The following is a 20,657-nucleotide window of genomic DNA, read 5'->3' on the forward strand; positions in this document are numbered from 1 at the left end:
ATTTGACGGAATTTTACGCAGGTCTTACTTGATTTTCAGCGCCTCGAGGAGAAAAGCATAAACATCCGCCTTCTCTTCCAGGATCTTGGCGGTTGGTTTCCCCGCGCCGTGGCCCGCGTTGGTGGCGATGCGGGTGAGGATGGGGGCCGGACCCGCCTGGGCCGCCTGCAGGGTGGCCGTGAACTTGTGGCTGTGGGCGGGCACCACCCGGTCGTCATGGTCGCTGGTCAGGACCAGGGTCGGCGGGTAGGCGGTGCCGGGCTTGATGTTGTGGAGAGGGGAATAGGCGAGGAGGGTGCGGAAGCCTTCCGGGGTCTCGCTGGAACCGTAGTCCCCCTTCCAGCCCCAGCCCACGGTGAACTTGTGGAAGCGGAGCATGTCCATCACGCCCACCTCGGGCACCGCGGCGCCCCACAGGTCCGGGCGCTGGTTCAGGCAGGCCCCCACCAGGAGGCCGCCGTTGCTGCCGCCGTTGATGGCGAGGCGGGGGGTGGAGGTGTACTTGTTTTTGATAAGCCACTCGCCGGCTGCGATGAAGTCATCGAAGACGTTCTGCTTGTTCGCCAGCCGGCCCGCGTCGTGCCAGGGCTTGCCGTACTCTCCGCCGCCCCGCAGGCTTGGCTGGGCGTAGACACCTCCCCTTTCCAGCCAGGCCACCCTGACGGCTGAGAAGGAGGGCGTGAGGGAGACGTCGAAGCCGCCGTAGCCGTACAGGAGCGTCGGGTTGTTCCCGTCCAGGGCCAGGCCCTTCTTGTGCACCAGGAACATGGGCACCTTCGTGCCGTCCTTGCTGGGATAGAAGACCTGGGTCACCACGTAGGCGGCCGGGTCGAAGGCCACCTTGGGGGCATGGAGGACCTTGGAGGTCCCGGTGGCGAAGTCGTAGCGGTAGATGGCCGGGGGGGTGTTGAAGGAGGTGTAGGTATAGAAGGCCTCCCGGTCCCCGATCCTGCCGTGGAAGCCGCCTACCGAACCGACGCCGGGGAGCGCCAGCTCGGACAGGAGGGCGCCCTTGAGGCTGTGGAAGGTGACGGCCGTGTGGGCATCCCGCATCCAGTTGGCCACGAAGCGGCCGCCCACCAGGGACACGCCCTGCAGGACGTCCGTTCCGGCAGCCTGGGGGATGAGCTCGGTCCAGTCCTTGGGATCCGCGTGGTTGACGCGGATGGCCACCAGGCGTCCGCGGGGGGCGCCCTTGTCGGTCTTGAAGAAGAAGGTGTCGCCCTTGGAACCCACCGGGGCATAGCGGGCGTCGAACCGGTCCAGGAAGGGCACCACCGGGGCGCCGGGTTTGCGCAGGTCCTTGAGGAGGACCGAATGCTCGGGGGCGTCGCCCTTGGAGACGTGGATGGTCAGCCAGCGTCCGTCGTCGGTGACGTCCGGCGCCAGGTACCACTCGGGCTGGTCGGGCCGCTCGTACACCAAGGCGTCGTCGGCCTGGGGGGTGCCCATGGCGTGGAAGCGCACCTTGGGGCTCTTCGTCACGCCCTTGAGCGCCTCGCCCTGCCCGGGGGCGGCGTAGGCCACATAGAAGAACCCGGTGCCTTTGCGGTTCCAGGCCACGTTGGCGAACTTGGTCCACTGGAGCTCGTCGGGCAGGTCCCGGCCCGTGGCGACGTCCCGCACCTTCCAGGTCTTCCAGTCGCTGCCCGCGGCGGCCACGGCGTAGGCCACGAGCCGGCCGTCGGGGCTGGGGCTCATGCCCGAGAGGGCCATGGTGCCCTCCTTGCTGAGGCCGTTGGGGTCCAGGAGGACCCGGCCTTCCTTGGCGGGGTCGGCGGTCACGAATACCACGGCCTGGTTCTGGAGGCCCGTGTTGTGGGAATAGAAGTAGTTCCGGCCCTCCTTCCGGGGCGCCGTGAACTTCTCGTAGTCCTGCAGGGCCCGCAGCCGCTCCAGGATGGCCTGCCGCTGGGGGATGGCCGCCAGGTGGGCGGAGGTGGCCTGGTTCTGGGCCGCGACCCAGGCCTTGGTCTCGGGGGCGTTGTCGTCCTCCAGCCACCGGTAGGGGTCGGCGATCTTCGTGCCGAAGTAGTCGTCGACCTGGTCGACCTTGCGCGTGGCGGGCGCCGGCGCGGCTGCGACCAGGGTCGTCGCGACGAGACAGGAAAGGAGCGTTCGCATCGGGCCTCCGGGAATCGGCTTTAGCCTATCATTACGAGGCATGTTTGGGTACCCGTCAGATGCGCCGGGCCGAAGGAAAAGGACCAGCCGCGGGAGCACCCCTGCGGCTGGTCCTCTTCTATACTGTTTTCAGCACTTGTCTAGCGGACCGACTCCATCAGCCGCTTGCGGGTGTAGGGCACCAGCCCGCCCGCGTCGATGATGGCCTGCCGGGCCTCAGGGAGCCTGACCGTCTCGAAGGTCTTCCCGGTGGTGAGGTTGGTGACCTTGTCCACCTGGATGTCCAGGTCGTGGCCCTCTTCGGCCTCGATGCCGGGGCAGAGCACGACGTTCAGGCCCAGGTTGATGGAGTTCTGCAGGAAGATCCGGCTCATGCTCTTGGCGACGATGTTGAGCTCGAAGCCCTTGAGGGCGGAGGCGGCCTGCTCGCGGGAGGAGCCGCAGCCGAAGTTGTGGTCGGCGACGATGGCCGAGCCCTTGGGGAACTGGCCGCCCCTCAGCTTCTCGTTCAGTTCGATGCGGTTGGCGAAGCAGAACTGGGGGGTCTCGGTGGGCAGGACCGTGGCCATGTAGCGGCCGGGGTAGATGTCGTCGGTGGAGATGTCGGCTTCCAGCTTGATGATGACTTTGCTCATGGGCTTCTCCTCAGGCTTCGCGGGGATCGGTGATGACGCCGGTGATGGCCGAGGCCGCGGCCACGGCGGGGCTGCAGAGGTAGACCTCCGACTTGGGGTTGCCCATGCGGCCCTTGAAGTTCCGGTTGGTGGTGGAGAGCGCGGTCTCGTCGTCGCCCAGGGCGCCTTCGTGCACGCCCAGGCAGGGGCCGCAGCCCGAGTTCATGACCACGGCGCCGGCCTTCATGAAGTCCTGGATGTAGCCCTTGTCCATGGCCTGCCCGAAGATCTTGCCGGATGCCGGGAACACCAGCATGCGGGTGCCCGCGGCCACCTTCTTGCCGCGCAGGATGCCGGCGGCGATGGCCAGGTCGTCGAGGCGGCCGTTGGTGCAGGAGCCGATGACGATCTGCTGCACGGGCTTGCCGGCCACGAGGCCGATGTCCTTGACGTTGTCCACGGTGTGGGGGCAGGCGATCTGGGGCGCCAGGGCGCTCACGTCGATCTCCACCACGCGCTCGTAGACCGCGTCGGCGTCGGGGGCGACGGGGGTGATGGCGTCTGTGACGCCGGCCTCCTCGCGCAGGTAGCGCATGGTCTCGGCGTCGGCGGGGACGATGCCGCTGGTGGCGCCGGCTTCCACGCTCATGTTGCAGATGGCGAGGCGCCCGGAGGTGCTCATCTTCCGGATGGTCTCCCCGTGGAATTCCAGCACGCGGAAGTTGGCGCCCTGGGCGGTGAGCACGCCGATGAGGTGGAGGATCAGGTCCTTGGGGCTCACCATGGGGGCGAACTCGCCCTTGACCACGACCTTGATGGTGGCGGGCACTTCGATGTTGACGGCGTAGCCCAGGGTCCAGGCGGAGGCCATCTCGGTTGCGCCCACGCCGAAGGAGAAGGCTCCCAGGGCGCCGTGGCTGGTGGTGTGGCTGTCGGTGCCCACCACCACGAAGCCGGGGCGCACGTAGCCGTACTCCGGCAGGATCTGGTGGCAGATGCCGCCCACGTCGCCGCGCACGTCATGGAACTTGGCGATGCCGTGCTTGCCCACGAAGCCGCGGATCTTCTTGTGGTTGGTGGCGGTCTTCGGGCTCTCCGCGGGGATGCGGTGGTCGAAGATGATGGCGATGCGGCTGGGATCCCAGGGCTTCGCCTCGATGCCGGTGCCCTCGTGGATGGCCTCGAACTGGTTGATCACCAGGGCGGCGTTCTCGTGGGACATGGCCAGGTCCACCCGGGGCTCCAGCACGTCACCGGCCTTGACCGCCTCGCGCCCGGCGGCGCGGGCGAGGATCTTCTCAACAACTGTCATACCCATGGGGGTTCCTCCGTTTCGGTTCTAGATGACGCCCTTGGACTTGAGCTCAGCGCGGGCGGCCTCGTCCAGGCCGGCGCGTTCGTAGATCTCGGCGTTGTGCTGGCCCAGGGTGGGCGGCGGGGCCGCCACGTCCCCGGAGCAGGTGTCGAACAGGGCGGTGAGGCCGAACACCTCGATCTCGCCCACGCCGGGCACCTCGGTCTTCTGGAGCACGCCCCGGTGCTGGACCTGGGGCTGGCGCAGGGCCTCCTTGAGGCTGAGGATGGCGCCGCTGGGGACGTCGTTGGCGTTGAGCGCCTCCACCCAGACGTCCGTCTCCTTCTCCAGGAGCCTGGCTTCCAGGAGGGGCGTCAGGTCCTTGCGGTTCTTCTTGCGGGTGTCGCGCTCCTGGAAGCGGGGGTCGGCCTTGAGTTCGGCCACGCCCAGCACGTCGCACACGGCTTCCCACTGCTCCTGCTTGTTGGCGGCGATGTTGATGAAGCCGTCCTTCGTACGGAAGGTTCCGCTGGGCGCCGCGGTGAAGTTGTCGTTGCCCATGAGGACGGGCTCCTGGCCGGCGATGAGGAGGTTGGCCGCCACCCAGCCCATGAGGGGCATGATGGAATCCAGGAGGGAGATGTCGATGAACTGGCCTTCCCCGGTGCGCTCCCGGTGGTAGAGCGCGGCCATGAGGGCGAAGGCGGCGTTGAGGCCGCCCACGGTGTCGCACACGGGAAAGCCCGTGCGCAGGGGGTTCAGGCGCTCGTCGCCGTTCACGGCCATCTCGCCCGACAGGCCCTGGATGATCTGGTCGTACGCGGGCTTGAGGGCGTCGGGGCCGGTCTGGCCGAAGCCGGAGATGGCGCAGTAGATGAGCTTGGGGTTGATGGCCTTCAGGGACGCGTACCCCAGGCCCAGGCGGTCCATGACGCCGGGGCGGAAGTTCTCCACCAGGACGTCGGCGTCCTTGACCAGCCTGCGGAAGATCTCCTTGCCCTCGGGGCTCTTGGTATTGAGGGTGATGGACTTCTTGTTGGCGTTCTGGGCGAGGAAGCTGGTGCCCATCAGGGCCTTGTTGAAGGCCGGGACGATGCCCAGCTTGCGGGCCAGGTCGCCGTCCTTGGGGTTCTCCACCTTGATGACGTCCGCGCCCAGGAGGGCGAGATGAAGGGTGGCGAAGGGTCCGGAGAGGACGTTGGTGAGGTCGAGTACCTTGACGCCTTCGAGCATGCGTTGCTTGGTCATGTCAGTATCCCAGCGGGCCGGTGCGGTGCACGCGGCCGGTCATTTCGCGGCCGAAGAAGGCCGCGACGTCCTTGGCGATCTCCACGAGCCGGGGCACGTCGATGTCCCGGCGCTGGCCCACGCGGTTCAGGCCGTGCACCAGGTCCTCGGTGGCCACGTTGCCGGCGGCCACCTTCGTGAAGGGGCAGCCCCCGAGGCCCGCGAAGCTGGTCTCGAAGACCTGCACCCCGGCCTCCATGGCGGCGTAGACGTTGGCCATGCCCAGGCCGTAGGTGTCGTGGAAGTGCCCCGTGGCCTGGATGGGCCCCAGGGCGAGGATCTGGCCGAACAGGCGCTTGACCTGCTCCGGGTGGGCGTGGCCCGCCGTGTCGGCCAGGCTGATGTTCACGAGCCCGGCATCCACGTAGGCGCGGACGATCTCCAGAACGCGCTCGTCGGGGATCTTCCCTTCGAAGCCGCACCCGAAAGCGCTCTGGACGCTCACCTGCACCTTCTTGCCGGCGGCCAGGGCGGCGCGCCCCATGGCGATGATGCGCGCCTGGGCCTCCAGGCTGCCCATTCCGGTGTTCTTGCGGGAGTGGGTCTCGGAGGCCGAGACCCCCATGCAGAACATCCCCACGCCGCAGGCGTCGCCGCGCTCCAGGCCCTTCTCGTTGAGCACGAGGCCGGAGAGCAGGGCGCCCTTGGCGCCGGAGAGGCGCCGGAACAGCTCGTCCGTGTCGGCCATCTGGGGGACCTTCTCGGGGTGCACGAACGAGCCCACCTGGACGATGTCCACGCCCGAGCCCATGAGGGCGCGGATCCAGCCCTCCTTGACCTCGGTGGGCACCACCTGGCGCTCGACCTGGAGCCCGTCGCGCGGGCCGACCTCGTGGATGACGATGGCCATGGCTACAGCTTCCGGGCGATGGCTTCGCCCATCTCCAGCGTGGTGGAGGTGCCGCCCATGTCGTAGGTGCGGACCTTGCCCTCGGCGATGACGGCGGCGGTGGCGGCCTCCAGGCGGGAGCCCATGGCGGTCTCGCCCAGCCAGTCCAGCATCATCTTGGCGGCCAGGATGGTGGCGATGGGGTTGACCTTGTACTGGCCCGCGTACTTGGGCGCGGAGCCGTGGCTGGGCTCGAAGACGGCCAGCTTCTGGCCCATGTTCCCCGAGCAGCCGAAGCCCAGGCCGCCCACCAGCTGGGCGCTGAGGTCGCTGATGATGTCGCCGAAGAGGTTGGTGGCCACCATGACGCCGTAGCTCTTGGGGTTCTTCAGGAGCCACATGCAGATGGCGTCGACGTTGGCGTCGTCCATCTGGATGCCGGGGTAGTCCTTGGCCACCTGCTTGGCGATCTCCAGGAACATGCCCTCGGTGGCGCGCACGACGTTGGCCTTGTGGATGGCCGTGACCTTGGGGTAGCCGAACTTCTTGGCATACTCGAAGGCCGCGCGGATGATGCGTTCACAGCCCTTGCGCGTGTTGATCTTGCAGGTGATGGCGTAGTCCTCGGGGGCCAGCTCCGCGAAATGGCCGAAGGGCTTGGAGTTGTGCTTGAGGGCGTTGGAGATCTCGGCGGGAACGGGGCTGAACTCCACGCCGGAGTAGAGGCCCTCGGTGTTCTCGCGGAACACCACCAGGTCGATGCCCTCCTTGAAGTTCAGGGGGTTGCCGGGGTAGGCCTTGCAGGGGCGCAGGCAGGTGTAGAGGTCGAACATCTGGCGCATGCGCACGATGGGGCTGCGGTACACCAGGCCCTTGCCCTGGAGCTCGGGGATCAGCTCCCGCTCGGCGTCCTTGGCGGGCTTGGACGTGATGGCGCCGAACATGGCGGCGTCCGAGCTGCCCAGCAGGTCGATGGTGCGCTGGGGGAAGGACTCGCCCTCCTTGCACCAGAATTCCCAGCCGATGTCGCCGTGGGTGTAGGTCGCGTCGAACTTGAGGGCGTCCAGGCAGATGCGGGTCGCTTCCATGACTTCGACGCCCACGCCGTCACCGGGGAGCCACGCGATCTTGTAGGTCATTTGATACCTCCGAGTCAGGATTTCCGTCGTGAACAAAAATGCTACCAAACCAGCATCCGCCTATTGGCGGCGGATGCTGTGACGGGGGTCCCAAATCAAGGGAAATGCTGGGTCCACGAGGGTCCGGGTGCTGGATCGAATGGCTTTAAGCCAAATTAATTTAATTATTAGACGTGGCCCGGAGGATCCGGAGCCGGGGACGCGAAATCTGCCCAGCCCGGGGAGTTTTCTTTACAAAGTGACAAGCCTTTGTGTGACCTACACGCTTTATGTAAAGCAGCTTGCCTCAAGTCGCTGATGCCGAGATTCCGGGCTTCGACCCGCCGTGAGCGCTCGCAGGCAAATGGCGGGCCCTTGCCGTGCCTCGGCCCGGATCCGCAGTCCCGCGGCCGTGACGGGGATTCGCCTGGGCAGGCCCGCGGGGTCCTGGCCCACCACGATCTTCCGCTGGCCCCGCAGGTGGGGGACCGCGGAGATTTCTGAAGGCTTCAAGCCAGTCCTTGCCACAGGGCCGAAACCGGCACCGCATGGAGCTTCGGACCGAAAGGAAGGACTTCCCGGCCGGTGTACAGGACGATCCCTCCGTGGAAGGCCTCGCCCAGCGAGCCGGCCAGGCCTTTCAGCCCCCTGAAGTCCTTGGCCTGAAGGGCCCCGCTGGCCTTCACCTCGACACCCAGGACCCGGCCGTCGGCGTGCTCCAGGAGCAGGTCCACCTCCGCGCCCGGCAGGGTCCGGTAGTGGAACAGCCTTGCCCTGCACTCAGCCCATCCCAGCAGCTTGCGCAGTTCACCCGCCACGAAGGTCTCCAGGGGGCCCCCCAGGAGGTCCGGATCGCGGGCCAGCCGCCCGGCATCGGCCCCCATCATGTGGGCGAGAAGGCCGGTGTCGCGAAGCATGAGCTTCGGCGCCTTCACCAGCCGCTTGCCCAGGTTGCTGCTCCAGGCCGGAACCGTGGCGAGCAGGAAGACCGCCTCCAGGAGGGCCAGGTAGCGCTTCAGGGTGTTGAGGGGGATGCCCAGGGACCTCGAAAGCTCGGCCATGTTGAGGAGGCTGGCCGAACGCACGGAAAGGAGTTCCAGGATCCGGGGCAGCTGGGTCAGTCCCTCGATCCGTGACAGGTCCCGGATATCCCTCTGCAGCAGAGTCTGGACATAGCTTTCGAACCATTGGCTGCGCCTACGCCCGGGCTCCCGTTCGCGGGCTTCCGGAAACCCCCCGGCGAGAATCGCGCCGATGAGGGCTTCCCGGTCCAGGTCCAGATTCTGCGGTTCCAGGGGCCTGTCCGAGAAGAGGCGGTCCACCAGATTGCCGCCGGAACCCGCCACCTCGTATTGGGAAAGCCCATCCAGCGTAATCACTTCCATTCGCCCCGCCAGGGATTCGGAAACCTGGGGGAGGACGAGGACGTTCGCAGAGCCGGTGAGCAGGAAGCGGCCCGGTTTGCGTTCTGCATCCACCTCGGCCTTGATGGTCCGGAAGAGCTGGGGGGCAAGCTGGATTTCGTCCAGTACCGTCAGGCCCCGTTGCTGGGCGACAAAGCCGACCGGATCCACTTCTGCGGCCCGGCGTACGGCCGGGTCGTCCAGGGTCAGGTAGCGGCCTTGGGCCTGGTGGGCCAGGAGGGCCTTGGCCAGGGTGCTCTTCCCCACCTGCCGGGCCCCCAAAAGGAGGACCACGGGGGTGTCGAGCAGCGCTTCGGCCACGCGTGGGGAAAGGGTGCGATCGAACATGATAAAAATATGCCATCTGGTGGCATAATTTCAATCTGTTAAACGGATGAATTTATTATTTTCCCGTAAATTGAACTCAAGTATCGCCATTCCTGTTCTTGGTAAACAACGCCAGGCGCCGGCAGCCTTTCACCGCCGCTTCCGCTTCCCCTCCACCGGGGCCGCGCCGTCCACCTCCAGCAGCGGGGTGGCCACGGCCCCCTCCAGCAGGATCCGTGCGTGGGCCACGGCCTCGGGGCGGTCGGGGTGGCCGGACAGGAGCCGGGCCAGTTCCCGCACCCGGGCGTCGCCCGCGAGCCAGGTGAGGCCGCTGCGGGTGCGGCCCTCGTTCACTTCCTTGCGCAGCTGGCCGTGGTGCTCGGCGCGGGCGGCCACCTGGGCCAGGTGGGTCACGGCCAGCACCTGGTGGCTCCGGCCCAGCTCGCGCACGGCGGCGCCCACGGCGATGGCGGTCTCGCCGCCGATGCCGGCGTCCACCTCGTCCAGCACCAGGACCAGGGGGTCCCGGCTGCCGGCGCCGAGCGCCATGCCGGCGCCCTGCATGGCCAGCATGAGGCGGCTCAGCTCGCCGCCCGAGGCGATCTTGGCCAGGGGGCGGAAGCCCTCGCCCACGTTGGGCTCGATCCAGATGGCCACGGTGGAGAAGCCCTGGGGGGAGACCCTCACGGGCAGGCCCGCCAGGAGGACCGGGCTCGAGGGTTCCTCGGCGACGGCCAGGCGCAGCTGGATTCGGCAGCCGTTCATCCCCAGGCGGCCCAGGCGCTGGTGCACGTCCTTTTCCAGGGGCTGGACGAGGCCGGCCCTGTGGGCGTGGAGGACCTCGGCGGCGGCGCGGTAGGCCTCGCAGGCCTTCGCCAGGCCGCCTTCGAGTTCCCTCAGGCTGGAGCTGTGGTTGTTCAGTTCGTCCTGCTCGCGGCGGAGCGCCTCCAGGCGGCCCGCGAGCTCCTCGGGCTCGCAGCGGTGGCGCCGGGCCAGCTTCTCGAACTGGGCTAGGCGGGTCTCCAGGGCCTCGATGCGGTCCACGCCCTCCCGGGACCAGCGGATGGCCTGGTCCTGGGCCAGGGCCTGGAGGTCCTCCAGCTCCAGCAGGGCCGAGCGGGTGCGGTCCACTTCCACCTGGGCGGCGGGCAGGATCGAGGCGGCGCGGGCCTGGGCGCGGTGGGCGTCCTCCACCAGGCGCAGGGCGTCGCGCAGGGCCTCGGCGCCCTCGCGGAAGGCGGACTCCAGGTGGACGGCGTGGCGCAGGGGTTCGCGCTCGCTGCGCAGCTGCACCCACTCCCCGGCCCGGGGGGCCAGTTTCTCCAGGTCGGCGATCTGCTCGGCCAGCCACTCCAGGCGCTCGGCGCGCTGGCTTTCGCTCTTCTTCCGGGCCGCCAGGCGGGCCTGGGCGTCCCGCACGTCGCCCGCCTGGGCGGCCAGGTCGGCGCTGATGCCCAGCACCTCGTCCAGGAGGCCCAGGTGGCGTTCCTCGGCCAGGAGGGACTGGTGGTCGTGCTGGCTGGTGAGGCGCATCCAGATGCGCCCGGCCTCGCGCAGGTCGGTCAGGCTGCAGGCGCCGCCGTTGATCCAGGCGCGGCTGCGGCCGTTGGCGGCCACCTCCCGGCGCAGCACCACGGGCTGCTCCTCGGGGAGGCCCCGGTCGGCGAGGAAGGCCCGCCAGGCCTCGAAGGCGCCGTCCACCACGGTCTCGGCCACGGCCCGGGCCGTGCCCTGGCGCACCATGTCGCCGTCGCCCCGGGCCCCCACCAGCAGGGAGAGGGCGTCCACCAGGAGGGACTTGCCGGCCCCGGTCTCGCCGGTGAGGACGGTGAAGCCGGCCTGGAAGTCCAGGGCGAGGTCTTCCACCAGGGCCAGGTTCTGGATGCGGAGCGAAGAGAGCATGGCTTCAGCCTACCCTGAGGCCTTGACTCCTGGGCAGCGAACACGCATCATGATGGTTCTGAGTTCTTTGTCAGTTCCATAGTGAGCTATCACGAAAGGTGGAGGGACGGGCCCTGTGAAACCTTGGCAACCTGCGATGAGCAAGGTGCCAATTCCTGCCGGTGGACGCATGCGTCGAGCCGGATAGATACCGAACTGATGTGACTGCCAAGACACAGACGGAGAGGGGCCCGAATTATTCGGGCCCCTCTCCGTCCATGTGAAGCTCGCGAGGAACCGAAGGCTCCCTCGACCTGTCCGGAGGCCCCTAGCGGGGAGACAAGGACCCAAGCATTCCCCCCCCGCGGCGGGCGGGGGAAGATCCACCTGGAGCCGAACGTGAGCCAGAACCAGCCCCACTTCGAGACCATCGCCCTCCACGGGGGGCACAGCCCGGACCGGGACACCCGCAGCCGCGCGGTGCCCATCTACCAGACCACCAGCTACGTCTTCGACTCCACGGAGCACGGGGCGCGCCTGTTCAGCCTGGAGGAGCCGGGCAACATCTACACCCGCATCGGGAACCCCACGGTGGACGTGCTGGAAAAGCGCGTGGCCCAGCTGGAGGGCGGCGTGGCGGCGGTGGCCACGGCCTCCGGCCAGGCCGCCATCACCCTCGCGGTGGTGACCCTGGCCCAGGCCGGGGACCACCTCATCGCCGGCACCAACCTCTACGGGGGCACCCACACCCTCTTCAGCCAGAGCTTCAAGCGCCTGGGCATCACGGTCACCTTCGTGGACAGTACCGACCCTGACGCCTTCCGCAAGGCCCTGCGCCCGGAGACCAAGGCCATCTACCTGGAGGCGCTGGGCAACCCCAAGCTGGACGTGCCCCACTTCGACGCCCTGGCGGCGGTGGCCCAGGAGGCGGGGGTGCCCCTCATCGTGGACAACACCCTGGCCTCCCCCTGGATCTGCCAGCCCCTGAAGCATGGCGCGAACCTGGTGGTGCACAGCGCGACGAAGTACCTCGGGGGCCACGGCACGAGCCTCGGCGGCGTGCTGGTCGACGGGGGCAACTTCGACTGGGCCAACGGCAGGTTCCCGGAGTTCACCCAGCCCAACCCCTCCTACCACGGGGCCGTCCTCACCCAGGTTGCGGGTCCGGCGGCCTTCGCGGCCAAGGCCCGCCTGGAGGGCCTTCGGGACTTCGGCCCCGCGCTGTCGCCCTTCAACGCCTTCCTTCTGCTCCAGGGCATCGAGACCCTCCCCATCCGCATGGACCGCCACGGCAGCAACGCCCTGGCCATCGCCCAGTGGCTGGAGGCCCACCCCCAGGTGGCCTGGGTCAACTACCCGGGCCTCCCCGGCCATCCGAGCCACGCCCTGGCCCGGCGCTACTTCCGGGAGGGCGCGGGCTTCGGCGGCATCCTCACGTTCGGCGTGAAGGGGGGGCTGGCCGCCGGGGCCAAGGTCATCAACGCGGTGGAGCTCTTCTCCCGCCTGGCCAACGTGGGCGACGCCAAGAGCCTCATCATCCACCCGGCCACCACGACCCACCAGCAGCTCAGCGCCGAGGACCGCGCCACCAACGGCGTCACGGACGACCTCATCCGGCTCTCCATCGGCCTCGAGAACATCGACGACCTGAAGGCGGACCTGAACCAGGCCCTGTGCGGGGGGGACGCTTGACCCAGGCCTTCCTCTCCCCGGAGGGCGTGCGCACCGCCTTCCGCGTCACCGGGCACGGGCCGGCCAGGGTCCTGCTCCTCCACGCGCTCACCGGGGGCCCCGACGCCGCCGACGCGCCGGGGGTGAAGGGCTGGTGGGGGCCCATGTTCGAGCCGGGCGCGCCCCTGGCGGCATCCGAGGCCACCGTGTGGACGCCCAACCTCGCCGGGAGCTGCTACGGCGCCGAAGGGCCGGAACCCCGGGGCGGCTGGTCCACCCGGTACCAGGCCGAGGTGCTGGCCCAGTGGATCCGCGCCGGGGACCTGTCCTTCGACGCCCTCCTGGGGGGATCCCTGGGGGGCATGGTGGCGCTGGAGCTGGCCGTCCTGGAGCCCGGGCGCTTCAAGGCCGTGGGCGTCATCGGCTGCGGGGGCCGCTCCGACGCGTGGCTCTGGGGCTCCAACGAGGCCCAGCGCGCGATCCTGGCCAGCCCCTCCCTGGGCGACGACGAGGCCATCGCCCTGGCGCGGCGCGTCGCCATGCTCACCTTCCGGAGCCCCGCGGGTCTGGCTGGGCGCTTCACCGCTCCAAGCGAGCTGCAGGAATGGCTGGCTTTCCATGGCAGGGCCCTGGCGGCGCGGTTCACCCGGGCGGCCTACGTGGCCCTCCTGGACGCCATGGACAACCACGACCTCACCCGGGGCCGGGGCAGCCTGCCCGAGGTCCTGGCGCGCATGGGCGCCACGCTCCACGTCCTGGGCCTGGAGGGGGACATGCTCTTCTCCCAGGCCTGCCTGATTGAACTCATCGAAGCCGCCCGGAAGGCGGAGCGCCTGGGGGAGGCCCGCTGGGTGCGGAGCCCCCACGGGCACGATGCCTTCCTCATCGAGTGGGACCAGGTGAAAGCCTGGCTGAAGGAGGTACTGCCTTGAAAGTTCTCAAGTTCGGAGGAACCAGCGTCGGAACCCGGGAGGCCCTGGAACTGGCGGCGACGATCATCGGCCAGGAGCTCCCCCAGGGGGGCCTCGTGGTGGTCTCGGCCCTGTCGGGCACCACGGACCTGATCCTGAAGGCCATCAACGCCTCGGCCAAGGGGGACCTGGAGGCCGCGGGCGCGGCCCGCATCGCCCTGGAGGCCCGGCACTGGGCCACGGCCCGGGCGCTGGGCGTGGACGAGGCGGTCCGCCCCCACTGGGAGCCCCTGTTCCAGTCCCTGGCGGGCCTGCTGCAGGGCATGGGCCTCCTGTGGGAGGCCTCCCCCCGTTCCCGCGACGCCGCCCTCGCCCTGGGCGAGACCCTGTCGGCGCGGCTCCTGGAGACCCTGCTGGGGCGCCGGGGCCTGCCGGCCACGTTCCGGGACGTGCGGGAGGCGCTTCGCACCGACGCCCGCCACGGCAGGGCCCGGCCCGACCTCGAGCGCATCCGGGAGGCCGCCGGGCCCTGGCGGGAGGGCCTGGCCAAGGGCGCCCTGTGGGTCACCCAGGGCTTCCTGGGCACGGCCCCGGACGGGTCCACCACGACCCTGGGCCGGGGCGGCTCCGACACCAGCGCCACCCTGCTGGGCGAGGCCCTGGGCGCTTCCGAGGTGCAGATCTGGACGGACGTGGACGGCGTGCTCAGCGCCGACCCCAGCCTGGTGCCCGAGGCCCGGCCCATCCCGGTCATGAGCCTCCGGGAGGCCGCGGCCCTGTCGGCCTTCGGGGCCAAGGTGCTCCATGCCGACGCCCTGGCGCCGGTGAGCCGCGCGGGCTTCGGCCTGGTGGTGGCCAACACGCACCGCCCCACGGGCAGCCGCACCGAGATCCGCTCCGAGGCCCCGGCGCGCCGACCCGGGGAGATCACCTCGGTGGCGTACAAGGAGGGGGTCTCCTGCCTGCGGGTCCCCCCCGCCCAGGACTCCGAGCTGCTCTTCCAGGCCTCCACCCGGCTGCTGGAGGCCGGGGCCTCCCTCTACGGACTGCTGGCCACCCCCGACGGGGGCCTCCTGGTCGCCAAGGGGGAGACGGCCGATTCCGAAGCCGTCCTCCGGGACCTGGCGGCCTCCGGCCTCTCCGTCCAGCGGGGCTGGGCGGCGGTGGCGCTGGTGGGCGAGGGCCTGCGGGAGGCGCCGGGGCGCGCCCTCAGCCTCCTGGGGCCCCTGGTGGATGAACCGGTGGCGGCCATCCTGGCCGGGGACACCGGGGTCTCCCTGGCCTTCCTGGTGCCGGACCACCGGCTTTCCCTGTTGATTCCCAGGCTGCATGCGCATTGCATAGAGTCTGCACCCAGGAGCGGCGGATGACCCAGACCTTCACCGAAGCCCTGAATTCCGGGCAATGCTTCCTCTTCGACGGTTCCACGCCCACCGTGCTCTACGAGCGCGGCGTCTACATCAACCGGTCCTTCGACGAGGCCAACCTGGCCTCCCCGGAGCTGGTGGGGGCGATCCACCAGGAGTTCCGCGCCGCGGGGGCCCAGGTGGTCACCACCAACACCTGGGCGGCCAACCGCCTGAAGCTGCAGGGCTACGGCCTCGCCGAAAACCTGCGGGACATCAACCTCAAGGGGGCCCTCCTGGCGCGCGCGGCCCTGGGCGACGAGGATCCCGGCTGGGTGGCCGGGTGCATCGGCCCCCTGGGGGTGCGCATCGAGCCCTGGGGCCCAACCTCCTTCGAGGAGGCGAGGGGCTTCTTCGCGGAACAGGCCCGGGCCCTCATCGAGGGCGGCGTGGACCTCTTCGTTCTGGAGAGCTTCGCGGATCTCAACGAGATCCACCAGGCCATCCTGGCCATCAAGGAGATCTGCTCCCTGCCCGTGGTGGCCCAGATGACCCCCAACGACGAGGGCCAGACCCTCTACGGCACGGAGCCGGAGTGGTACATCGCCAAGCTGGCCGAGTGGGGCGCCGACCTCGTGGGCGTCAACGGCGGCAGCGGCCCGGCCCCCCTCCTGGACCTGCTCAAGCGGTTCCGGGCCGTGACGGACTGTCCCCTCATCCTCCAGCCCAGCGCCGGCCTTCCCCGCATGGTCGACGGGCGCCTCCTGTACATGGCCAGCCCCGAGTACCTGGGCGAGTTCGCGCGCCAGGCCTTCCAGCTGGGGGTCCGGGCCGTGGGCGGCTGCGCGGGCACGACGCCCGGGCACACCCGCTCCATGCGGGGCGCCCTGCGCCAGGAGAAGGCCTTCGTGGAGGGCGCCACCGAGCGCCCCCCCACCGAGGCCACCCACTACCCGGTGCCCCAGGCCGAGCGCAGCGCGTTCAGCCGGAAGATCGCCGACGGCGAATTCGTGGTGACCGTCGAGCTGGTCCCCCCCAAGGGCATCAGCGCCGACAAGCTGGTGGAGAAGGCCGCCTTCTGCCGGGACCGGGGCGTGGACGCCATCAACGTCCCGGACGGCCCCCGGGCCATGGCCCGCATGTCGGCCCTGGCCACCGCCGTGATCATCCAGCAGCGGGTGGGCATGGAGGCCCTCATGCACTTCGCCTGCCGGGACCGGAACCTCCTGGGCATCCAGAGCGACCTCCTGGGCGCCGCGGGGCTGGGCGTCCAGAACGTGCTGGCCATCACGGGCGATCCCCCGAAGCTCGGGCCCTACCCCAACGCCACGGCGGTCTTCGACGTGGACGCCATCGGCCTGGTGAACATCCTGCGCTGCCTGAATTCGGGCCTGGACCTGGGCGGCAGCAACATCGGCGTGCCCACGCGGTTCAGCATCGGCGTGGGGGCCAACCCCGTGGCCGTGGACGTGGACAGGGAGCAGTCCCGGTTCCGGTACAAGGTGGACGCGGGCGCCGAATGGGCCATCACCCAGCCGGTCTTCGACGCCGACGCGCTGTTCCGCTTCCTGGAGTTCGCCGAGCCCCTCGGCATCCCGGTCATCGCGGGCATCTGGCCCCTGAAGAGCCTGCGCAACGCCGAGTTCATGGCCAACGAGGTGCCCGGCGTGACCCTGCCGGACATCCTCCTCAAGCGCATGGCCCGGTGGCAGTCCGCCGAGGACCAGCTCAAGGAGGGCCTGGACATCGCCCGGGAGATCATCGCCAAGGTGCGCCCCGTGGTGCGCGGCCTGCAGCTCTCGGCCCCCCTGGGGCAGGTCGAGCTGCTGGAGACCTTGCTGGAAGCGGGAGTGGACCATGAGTGAGCTGGCGCGGGTGCGCTTCCTTCCCGAGGACCTGCTGGTGGAGGCGCCGGCGGGCACGGCCCTGCAGGCCATCGCCGACGCCGCGGGGGCCGACATCACCTTCGGCTGCCGGAGCGGGTCCTGCGGCACCTGCCGGGTGCGGATCCTGGCCGGGCTCGAGCACTGCTCGGCCATGGGTCCCGAGGAGCGGGACTTCCTGCGGAGCATGGAGGCCCCTGCCGGCCAGAGGCTGGCCTGCCAGTTCTCCGTGGCGGGAGACGTGGTCATCGAATACCTGGGGGTGGACGCGTGACTTCCCTTTCCTCGCTTCTCCTCGAACGCACCCTCCTGCTGGACGGGGGCATGGGCACCCAGATCATGGCGCGCAAGCCCACGGTGGACGACTTCGGCGGCCCGGCCCTCGAAGGCTGCATGGAGCTGCTGTGCGAAAGGCGCCCGGAGTGGATCCGGGACATCCACGCCGCCTACCTGGACGCCGGCGCCGACGCGGTGGAGACCAACACCTTCGGCGCCAACGAGGTGGTGCTCGCCGAATTCGGCATCCCCGAACGGGCCGAGGAGCTCAACATCGCCGCCGCGCGGCTCGCCCTGGAGGTGGCCAGGTCCTACGACCGGCGCCGCTACGTGGTGGGCTCCGTGGGCCCCGGCACCAAGCTCATCACCCTGGGCCACATCACCTACGGGGCCCTGTACGCCAGCTACCTGGCCCAGATGCGGGGCCTGCTCCTGGGCGGGGTGGACAGCATCCTCATCGAGACCAGCCAGGACCTGGGCCAGATCAAGCTGGCGGTGCGCGCCGCCAAGGACGCCATGGCCCGGCTGGGGCGGGAATGCCCCCTGTGGGTCCAGGCCACGGTGGAGACCACGGGCACCCTGCTCCTGGGCACCGAGATCCAGGCCGTGATCACCAGCATCGAGATGCTGGGCGTGGACGTGATCGGCCTCAACTGCGGCACCGGCCCGGACGAGATGCACGCCCCCCTGCAGGCCCTGGTGGAGCAGTCCCCCTGCCGCATCAGCTGCCTGCCCAACGCGGGCCTGCCGGTGAACCGGGACGGGGCCCTGGTGTATCCCCTGGAGCCCGAGGCCTTCGCCGGGAAGGTCGCCCATCTGGCCAAGGAGTTCAACCTGAACATCGTCGGCGGCTGCTGCGGCACCACCCCCGACCACATCCGCGCCCTCCGGGCCCAGCTGGGCACCTCGGGCGTCACCCACCGCACGCCGGTCCTGGACCGCGCCGTCTCGAGCCTCTACCAGAGCGTCCCCCTGCGCCAGGAGCCCCGCCCCCTGATCGTGGGCGAGCGCACCAACGCCAACGGATCCAAGAAGTTCCGTGACCTGCTTGCAAAGGAGGACGTCGACGGCCTCGTGGACATCGCACGGGACCAGCAGCGGGAGGGCTCCCACATGCTGGACGTGTGCGTGGCCTATGTGGGCCGGGACGAGTCCGCGGACATGGAGGCCTTCCTGAAGAAGGCCGTGGGCCAGGTCCTCCTGCCCCTCATGATCGACTCCACGGAGGTGCCGGTCATCGAGAAGGCCCTCCAGACCGCCCCCGGCAAGTGCGTGGTCAACTCCATCAACTTCGAGGACGGCGAGGAGAAGGCCCGGAAGGTGCTGGACCTCTGCCGCACCTACGGCGCCGCCGTGGTGGGCCTGACCATCGACGAGAAGGGCATGGCCAAGACGGCCCAGGCCAAGGCCGCCATCGCCACCCGGCTCTACGACCTGGCGGTGGGCGAGTACGGCTTCAACCCCTCCGACCTGATCATCGATCCCCTGACCTTCACCCTGGGCAGCGGGGACGAGGAATTCCGCCGCTCCGCCCTGGAGACGCTGGAGGCCATCCGGCTCATCAAGGCCCGGCACCACGGGGTGCTCACGATGCTGGGGGTCAGCAACATCAGCTTCGGCCTGGCCCCCGGCGTCCGCCACGTCGTCAACGCCCTCATGCTCTACCACGCCGTGAAGGCCGGGCTGGACCTGGCCATCTTCAACTCGGCCAAGGTCATCCCCGTGGCCGAGATCGACCCGGAGCAGCGCGCGGCGGCCGAGGACCTGATCTTCGACCGGCGGCGGGAGGGCTACGATCCCCTGAAGACCGTCATGGCCCTGTTCGGCGACGGCAAGGCCGCCCCCGGCGCGGGCCCCTCGGACCGGAACCTGCCCGTGGAGGAGCGGCTGAAGCGGGACATCCTGGGCGGGGAGAAGCGCCTGATCCTCGAGGACGTGGACGAGGCCCTGATGACGATCCCCCCCCTGGACATCATCAACCGGATCCTCCTGGACGCCATGCGGGTCGTGGGCGAGCGGTTCGGGGCGGGCGAGATGCAGCTGCCCTTCGTGCTGGAGAGCGCCGAGGCCATGAAGACCGCCGTCAAGCGCATCGAGCCCCACATCCCCAAGGAGGCCTCGGTCACCAAGGGCAAGGTCATCCTGGCCACGGTGAAAGGCGACGTGCACGACATCGGCAAGAACCTGGTGGAGATCATCCTCTCCAACAACGGCTACGAGGTGGTCAACCTGGGCATCAAGCAGCCCGTGGAGGCGATCCTGGCCGCCCTGGAGGGCTACCCCGCCGACGCCATCGGCCTCTCGGGACTGCTGGTGAAGTCCACCACGATCATGCGGGAGAACCTGATCTTCATGGCCGGGAAGGGCCTGGACATCCCGGTGATCCTCGGGGGCGCCGCCCTCACCCGGGACTTCGTGGCCGAGCAGTGCCAGAGCGTCTACGGGGGCCAGGTGCTCTACGCCGAGGACGCCTTCGAGGGGCTGCGCCACATGGACCGCCTCACCAGCGGGGCCGGGACGGCCCCGCCCGCGGCGGCCCCGCCGGGAACGCCCGGCATCACGGTCCTCCACCGGGGCGCGGCCCAGGTGGAGCTCACCCCCGCCGGCCAGAGCTCCTGGGTGAAGCGGAACCTCCCGGTCCCCGAGCCCCCCTTCTGGGGCGTGCGCCAGCCCGAGGTCAGCCTGGACGACCTCTTCGCCTTCCTGGATACGTTCGTGGTGATCCGCAACCGGTGGTCCTTCACCCAGGGCAGGCTCACCGACGCGGCCTTCGAGGCCGTGCTGAAGGAGAAGGCCGAGCCCCTCCTGGCGGCCTGGAAGAGCCGGATCCTCGAGGAGGGCCTGCTCGAGCCCAGGGCCCGCTACGGCTACCTGCCGGTCCAGGCCCGGGGCGACGCGCTGCGGGTCTACGCGCCGGACCGGAAGACCCTCCTGACCACCCTCGCCCTGCCCCGGCAGGACGCGGGCCGGCGCCTCTGCGTGGCCGACTTCTTCGAGCCGGAGGCCTCGGGCCGCTTCGACGTGCTGGCGCTCCAGGTGGTCACCCTGGGGAACCGGGCCGCGGAGCTGGCCTCGGAGCTCTACCGTTCCGACCAGTACGCCGACTACTTCCTCTTCCATGGCCTGGCCACGGAGCTCACCGAGGCCTTCGCCGAGCACCTCCACGCCCGCGTCCGCCGGGAGCTGGGCATCCACGGGAAGGACGCGGCCCAGCTGCGCCAGCTCTTCAGCCAGGGCTACCAGGGCTCCCGCTACTCCTTCGGCTACCCGGCATGCCCGGACCTGGAGGGCAACGCCACCCTCCTGGACCTCCTGGACGGCTCCCGCATCGGCGTCTCGATCACGGACCAGTTCCAGATGGACCCGGAGTACACCACCTCGGCCCTGATCGCCTGGCACCCCCAGGCCCGGTACTTCTCCGTGTAAAAAAACGGAACCGCGTCACTTCTGCTGCATGAGCCATTCAACGAGACGCACGTGGAAACGGGCAGGGTCATCCAGGTCGCTCCGCTTCAGGCGGGGCGGGCAGGAAATTTTCAGATCCTCCACCTTCCCGGTGGCGGGGATGTAAGTACCTGACTCCACCATTCTTTTTATGCCCACATCCAGGCCAGGGGTCGAATTCATACCCGCCTCCCGCACTTCAAATTCGCATCTTCCAAGATAAGCCTCTGGCAATCTGATGCCATGGCA

14 protein-coding genes and 1 riboswitch are annotated in these 20,657 nt (G+C 69.5%); of the genes, 6 read left to right on the forward strand and 8 right to left on the reverse strand.

Annotated elements, in window-relative coordinates:
• Positions 1 to 24: 24 nt before the first annotated feature.
• The 8 genes from ACZ5MC_RS21995 to ACZ5MC_RS22030 form a co-directional block, all read right to left on the reverse strand.
• Positions 25 to 2,124, reverse strand: coding sequence for a prolyl oligopeptidase family serine peptidase (locus tag ACZ5MC_RS21995; protein ID WP_306598052.1), 2,100 nt, complete (start codon positions 2,122 to 2,124; stop codon positions 25 to 27).
• 140 nt (positions 2,125 to 2,264) lie between these two features.
• Positions 2,265 to 2,759: a 3-isopropylmalate dehydratase small subunit gene (locus ACZ5MC_RS22000; protein WP_306598053.1), complete on the reverse strand. Its 495-nt coding sequence runs from the start codon at positions 2,757 to 2,759 to the stop codon at positions 2,265 to 2,267.
• 10 nt (positions 2,760 to 2,769) lie between these two features.
• The gene (locus ACZ5MC_RS22005; RefSeq protein WP_306598054.1) at positions 2,770 to 4,056 is read right to left on the reverse strand and encodes a 3-isopropylmalate dehydratase large subunit; all 1,287 of its coding nucleotides are present in this window, start codon (positions 4,054 to 4,056) and stop codon (positions 2,770 to 2,772) included.
• Positions 4,057 to 4,077: 21 nt separating this feature from the next.
• Positions 4,078 to 5,280, reverse strand: a complete 1,203-nt coding sequence (locus ACZ5MC_RS22010; RefSeq protein ID WP_306598055.1) for a CaiB/BaiF CoA transferase family protein — start codon at positions 5,278 to 5,280, stop codon at positions 4,078 to 4,080.
• Between the two features lies 1 nt (position 5,281).
• Positions 5,282 to 6,169 carry a hydroxymethylglutaryl-CoA lyase gene (locus ACZ5MC_RS22015; protein ID WP_306598056.1) on the reverse strand — a complete coding sequence of 296 codons (888 nt, stop codon included), beginning with the start codon at positions 6,167 to 6,169 and terminating at the stop codon, positions 5,282 to 5,284.
• A 2-nt stretch (positions 6,170 to 6,171) separates the two neighbouring features.
• Positions 6,172 to 7,287: an isocitrate/isopropylmalate dehydrogenase family protein gene (locus tag ACZ5MC_RS22020; RefSeq protein ID WP_306598057.1), complete on the reverse strand. Its 1,116-nt coding sequence runs from the start codon at positions 7,285 to 7,287 to the stop codon at positions 6,172 to 6,174.
• Between the two features lie 488 nt (positions 7,288 to 7,775).
• Positions 7,776 to 9,017 carry an ATP-binding protein gene (locus ACZ5MC_RS22025; protein WP_306598058.1) on the reverse strand — a complete coding sequence of 414 codons (1,242 nt, stop codon included), beginning with the start codon at positions 9,015 to 9,017 and terminating at the stop codon, positions 7,776 to 7,778.
• A 129-nt stretch (positions 9,018 to 9,146) separates the two neighbouring features.
• A complete protein-coding gene (locus ACZ5MC_RS22030; RefSeq protein WP_306598059.1) occupies positions 9,147 to 10,898 on the reverse strand; it encodes a DNA repair protein RecN in 1,752 nt (583 codons plus the stop codon).
• Between the two features lie 83 nt (positions 10,899 to 10,981).
• Positions 10,982 to 11,092: riboswitch (SAM riboswitch) on the forward strand.
• A gap of 184 nt (positions 11,093 to 11,276) precedes the next feature.
• Between ACZ5MC_RS22030 and ACZ5MC_RS22035 the strand changes: the two genes are divergently transcribed.
• The 6 genes from ACZ5MC_RS22035 to metH are packed head-to-tail and all read left to right on the forward strand — an operon-like array spanning position 11,277 to position 20,390.
• Positions 11,277 to 12,569: an O-acetylhomoserine aminocarboxypropyltransferase/cysteine synthase family protein gene (locus ACZ5MC_RS22035; RefSeq protein WP_306598060.1), complete on the forward strand. Its 1,293-nt coding sequence runs from the start codon at positions 11,277 to 11,279 to the stop codon at positions 12,567 to 12,569.
• Positions 12,566 to 13,480 carry an alpha/beta fold hydrolase gene (locus ACZ5MC_RS22040; protein WP_306598061.1) on the forward strand — a complete coding sequence of 305 codons (915 nt, stop codon included), beginning with the start codon at positions 12,566 to 12,568 and terminating at the stop codon, positions 13,478 to 13,480. The genes ACZ5MC_RS22035 and ACZ5MC_RS22040 overlap by 4 nt, the downstream gene beginning before the upstream one ends.
• Positions 13,477 to 14,829 (forward strand): aspartate kinase, encoded by a 1,353-nt coding sequence (locus ACZ5MC_RS22045; RefSeq protein WP_306598062.1) that lies wholly within the window; start codon positions 13,477 to 13,479, stop codon positions 14,827 to 14,829. Before ACZ5MC_RS22040 ends, ACZ5MC_RS22045 begins: the two co-directional genes overlap by 4 nt.
• The gene (locus tag ACZ5MC_RS22050) at positions 14,826 to 16,670 is read left to right on the forward strand and encodes a bifunctional homocysteine S-methyltransferase/methylenetetrahydrofolate reductase (protein ID WP_306598063.1); all 1,845 of its coding nucleotides are present in this window, start codon (positions 14,826 to 14,828) and stop codon (positions 16,668 to 16,670) included. The genes ACZ5MC_RS22045 and ACZ5MC_RS22050 overlap by 4 nt, the downstream gene beginning before the upstream one ends.
• Positions 16,663 to 16,962, forward strand: a complete 300-nt coding sequence (locus tag ACZ5MC_RS22055; protein ID WP_306598064.1) for a 2Fe-2S iron-sulfur cluster-binding protein — start codon at positions 16,663 to 16,665, stop codon at positions 16,960 to 16,962. Before ACZ5MC_RS22050 ends, ACZ5MC_RS22055 begins: the two co-directional genes overlap by 8 nt.
• Entirely contained in the window at positions 16,959 to 20,390 is a 3,432-nt protein-coding gene (gene metH, locus ACZ5MC_RS22060; protein WP_306598065.1) for a methionine synthase, read from the forward strand. Before ACZ5MC_RS22055 ends, metH begins: the two co-directional genes overlap by 4 nt.
• Positions 20,391 to 20,657: the final 267 nt, after the last annotated feature.

The sequence above is a fragment of the Mesoterricola sp. JemC181 genome, from assembly GCF_055384585.1.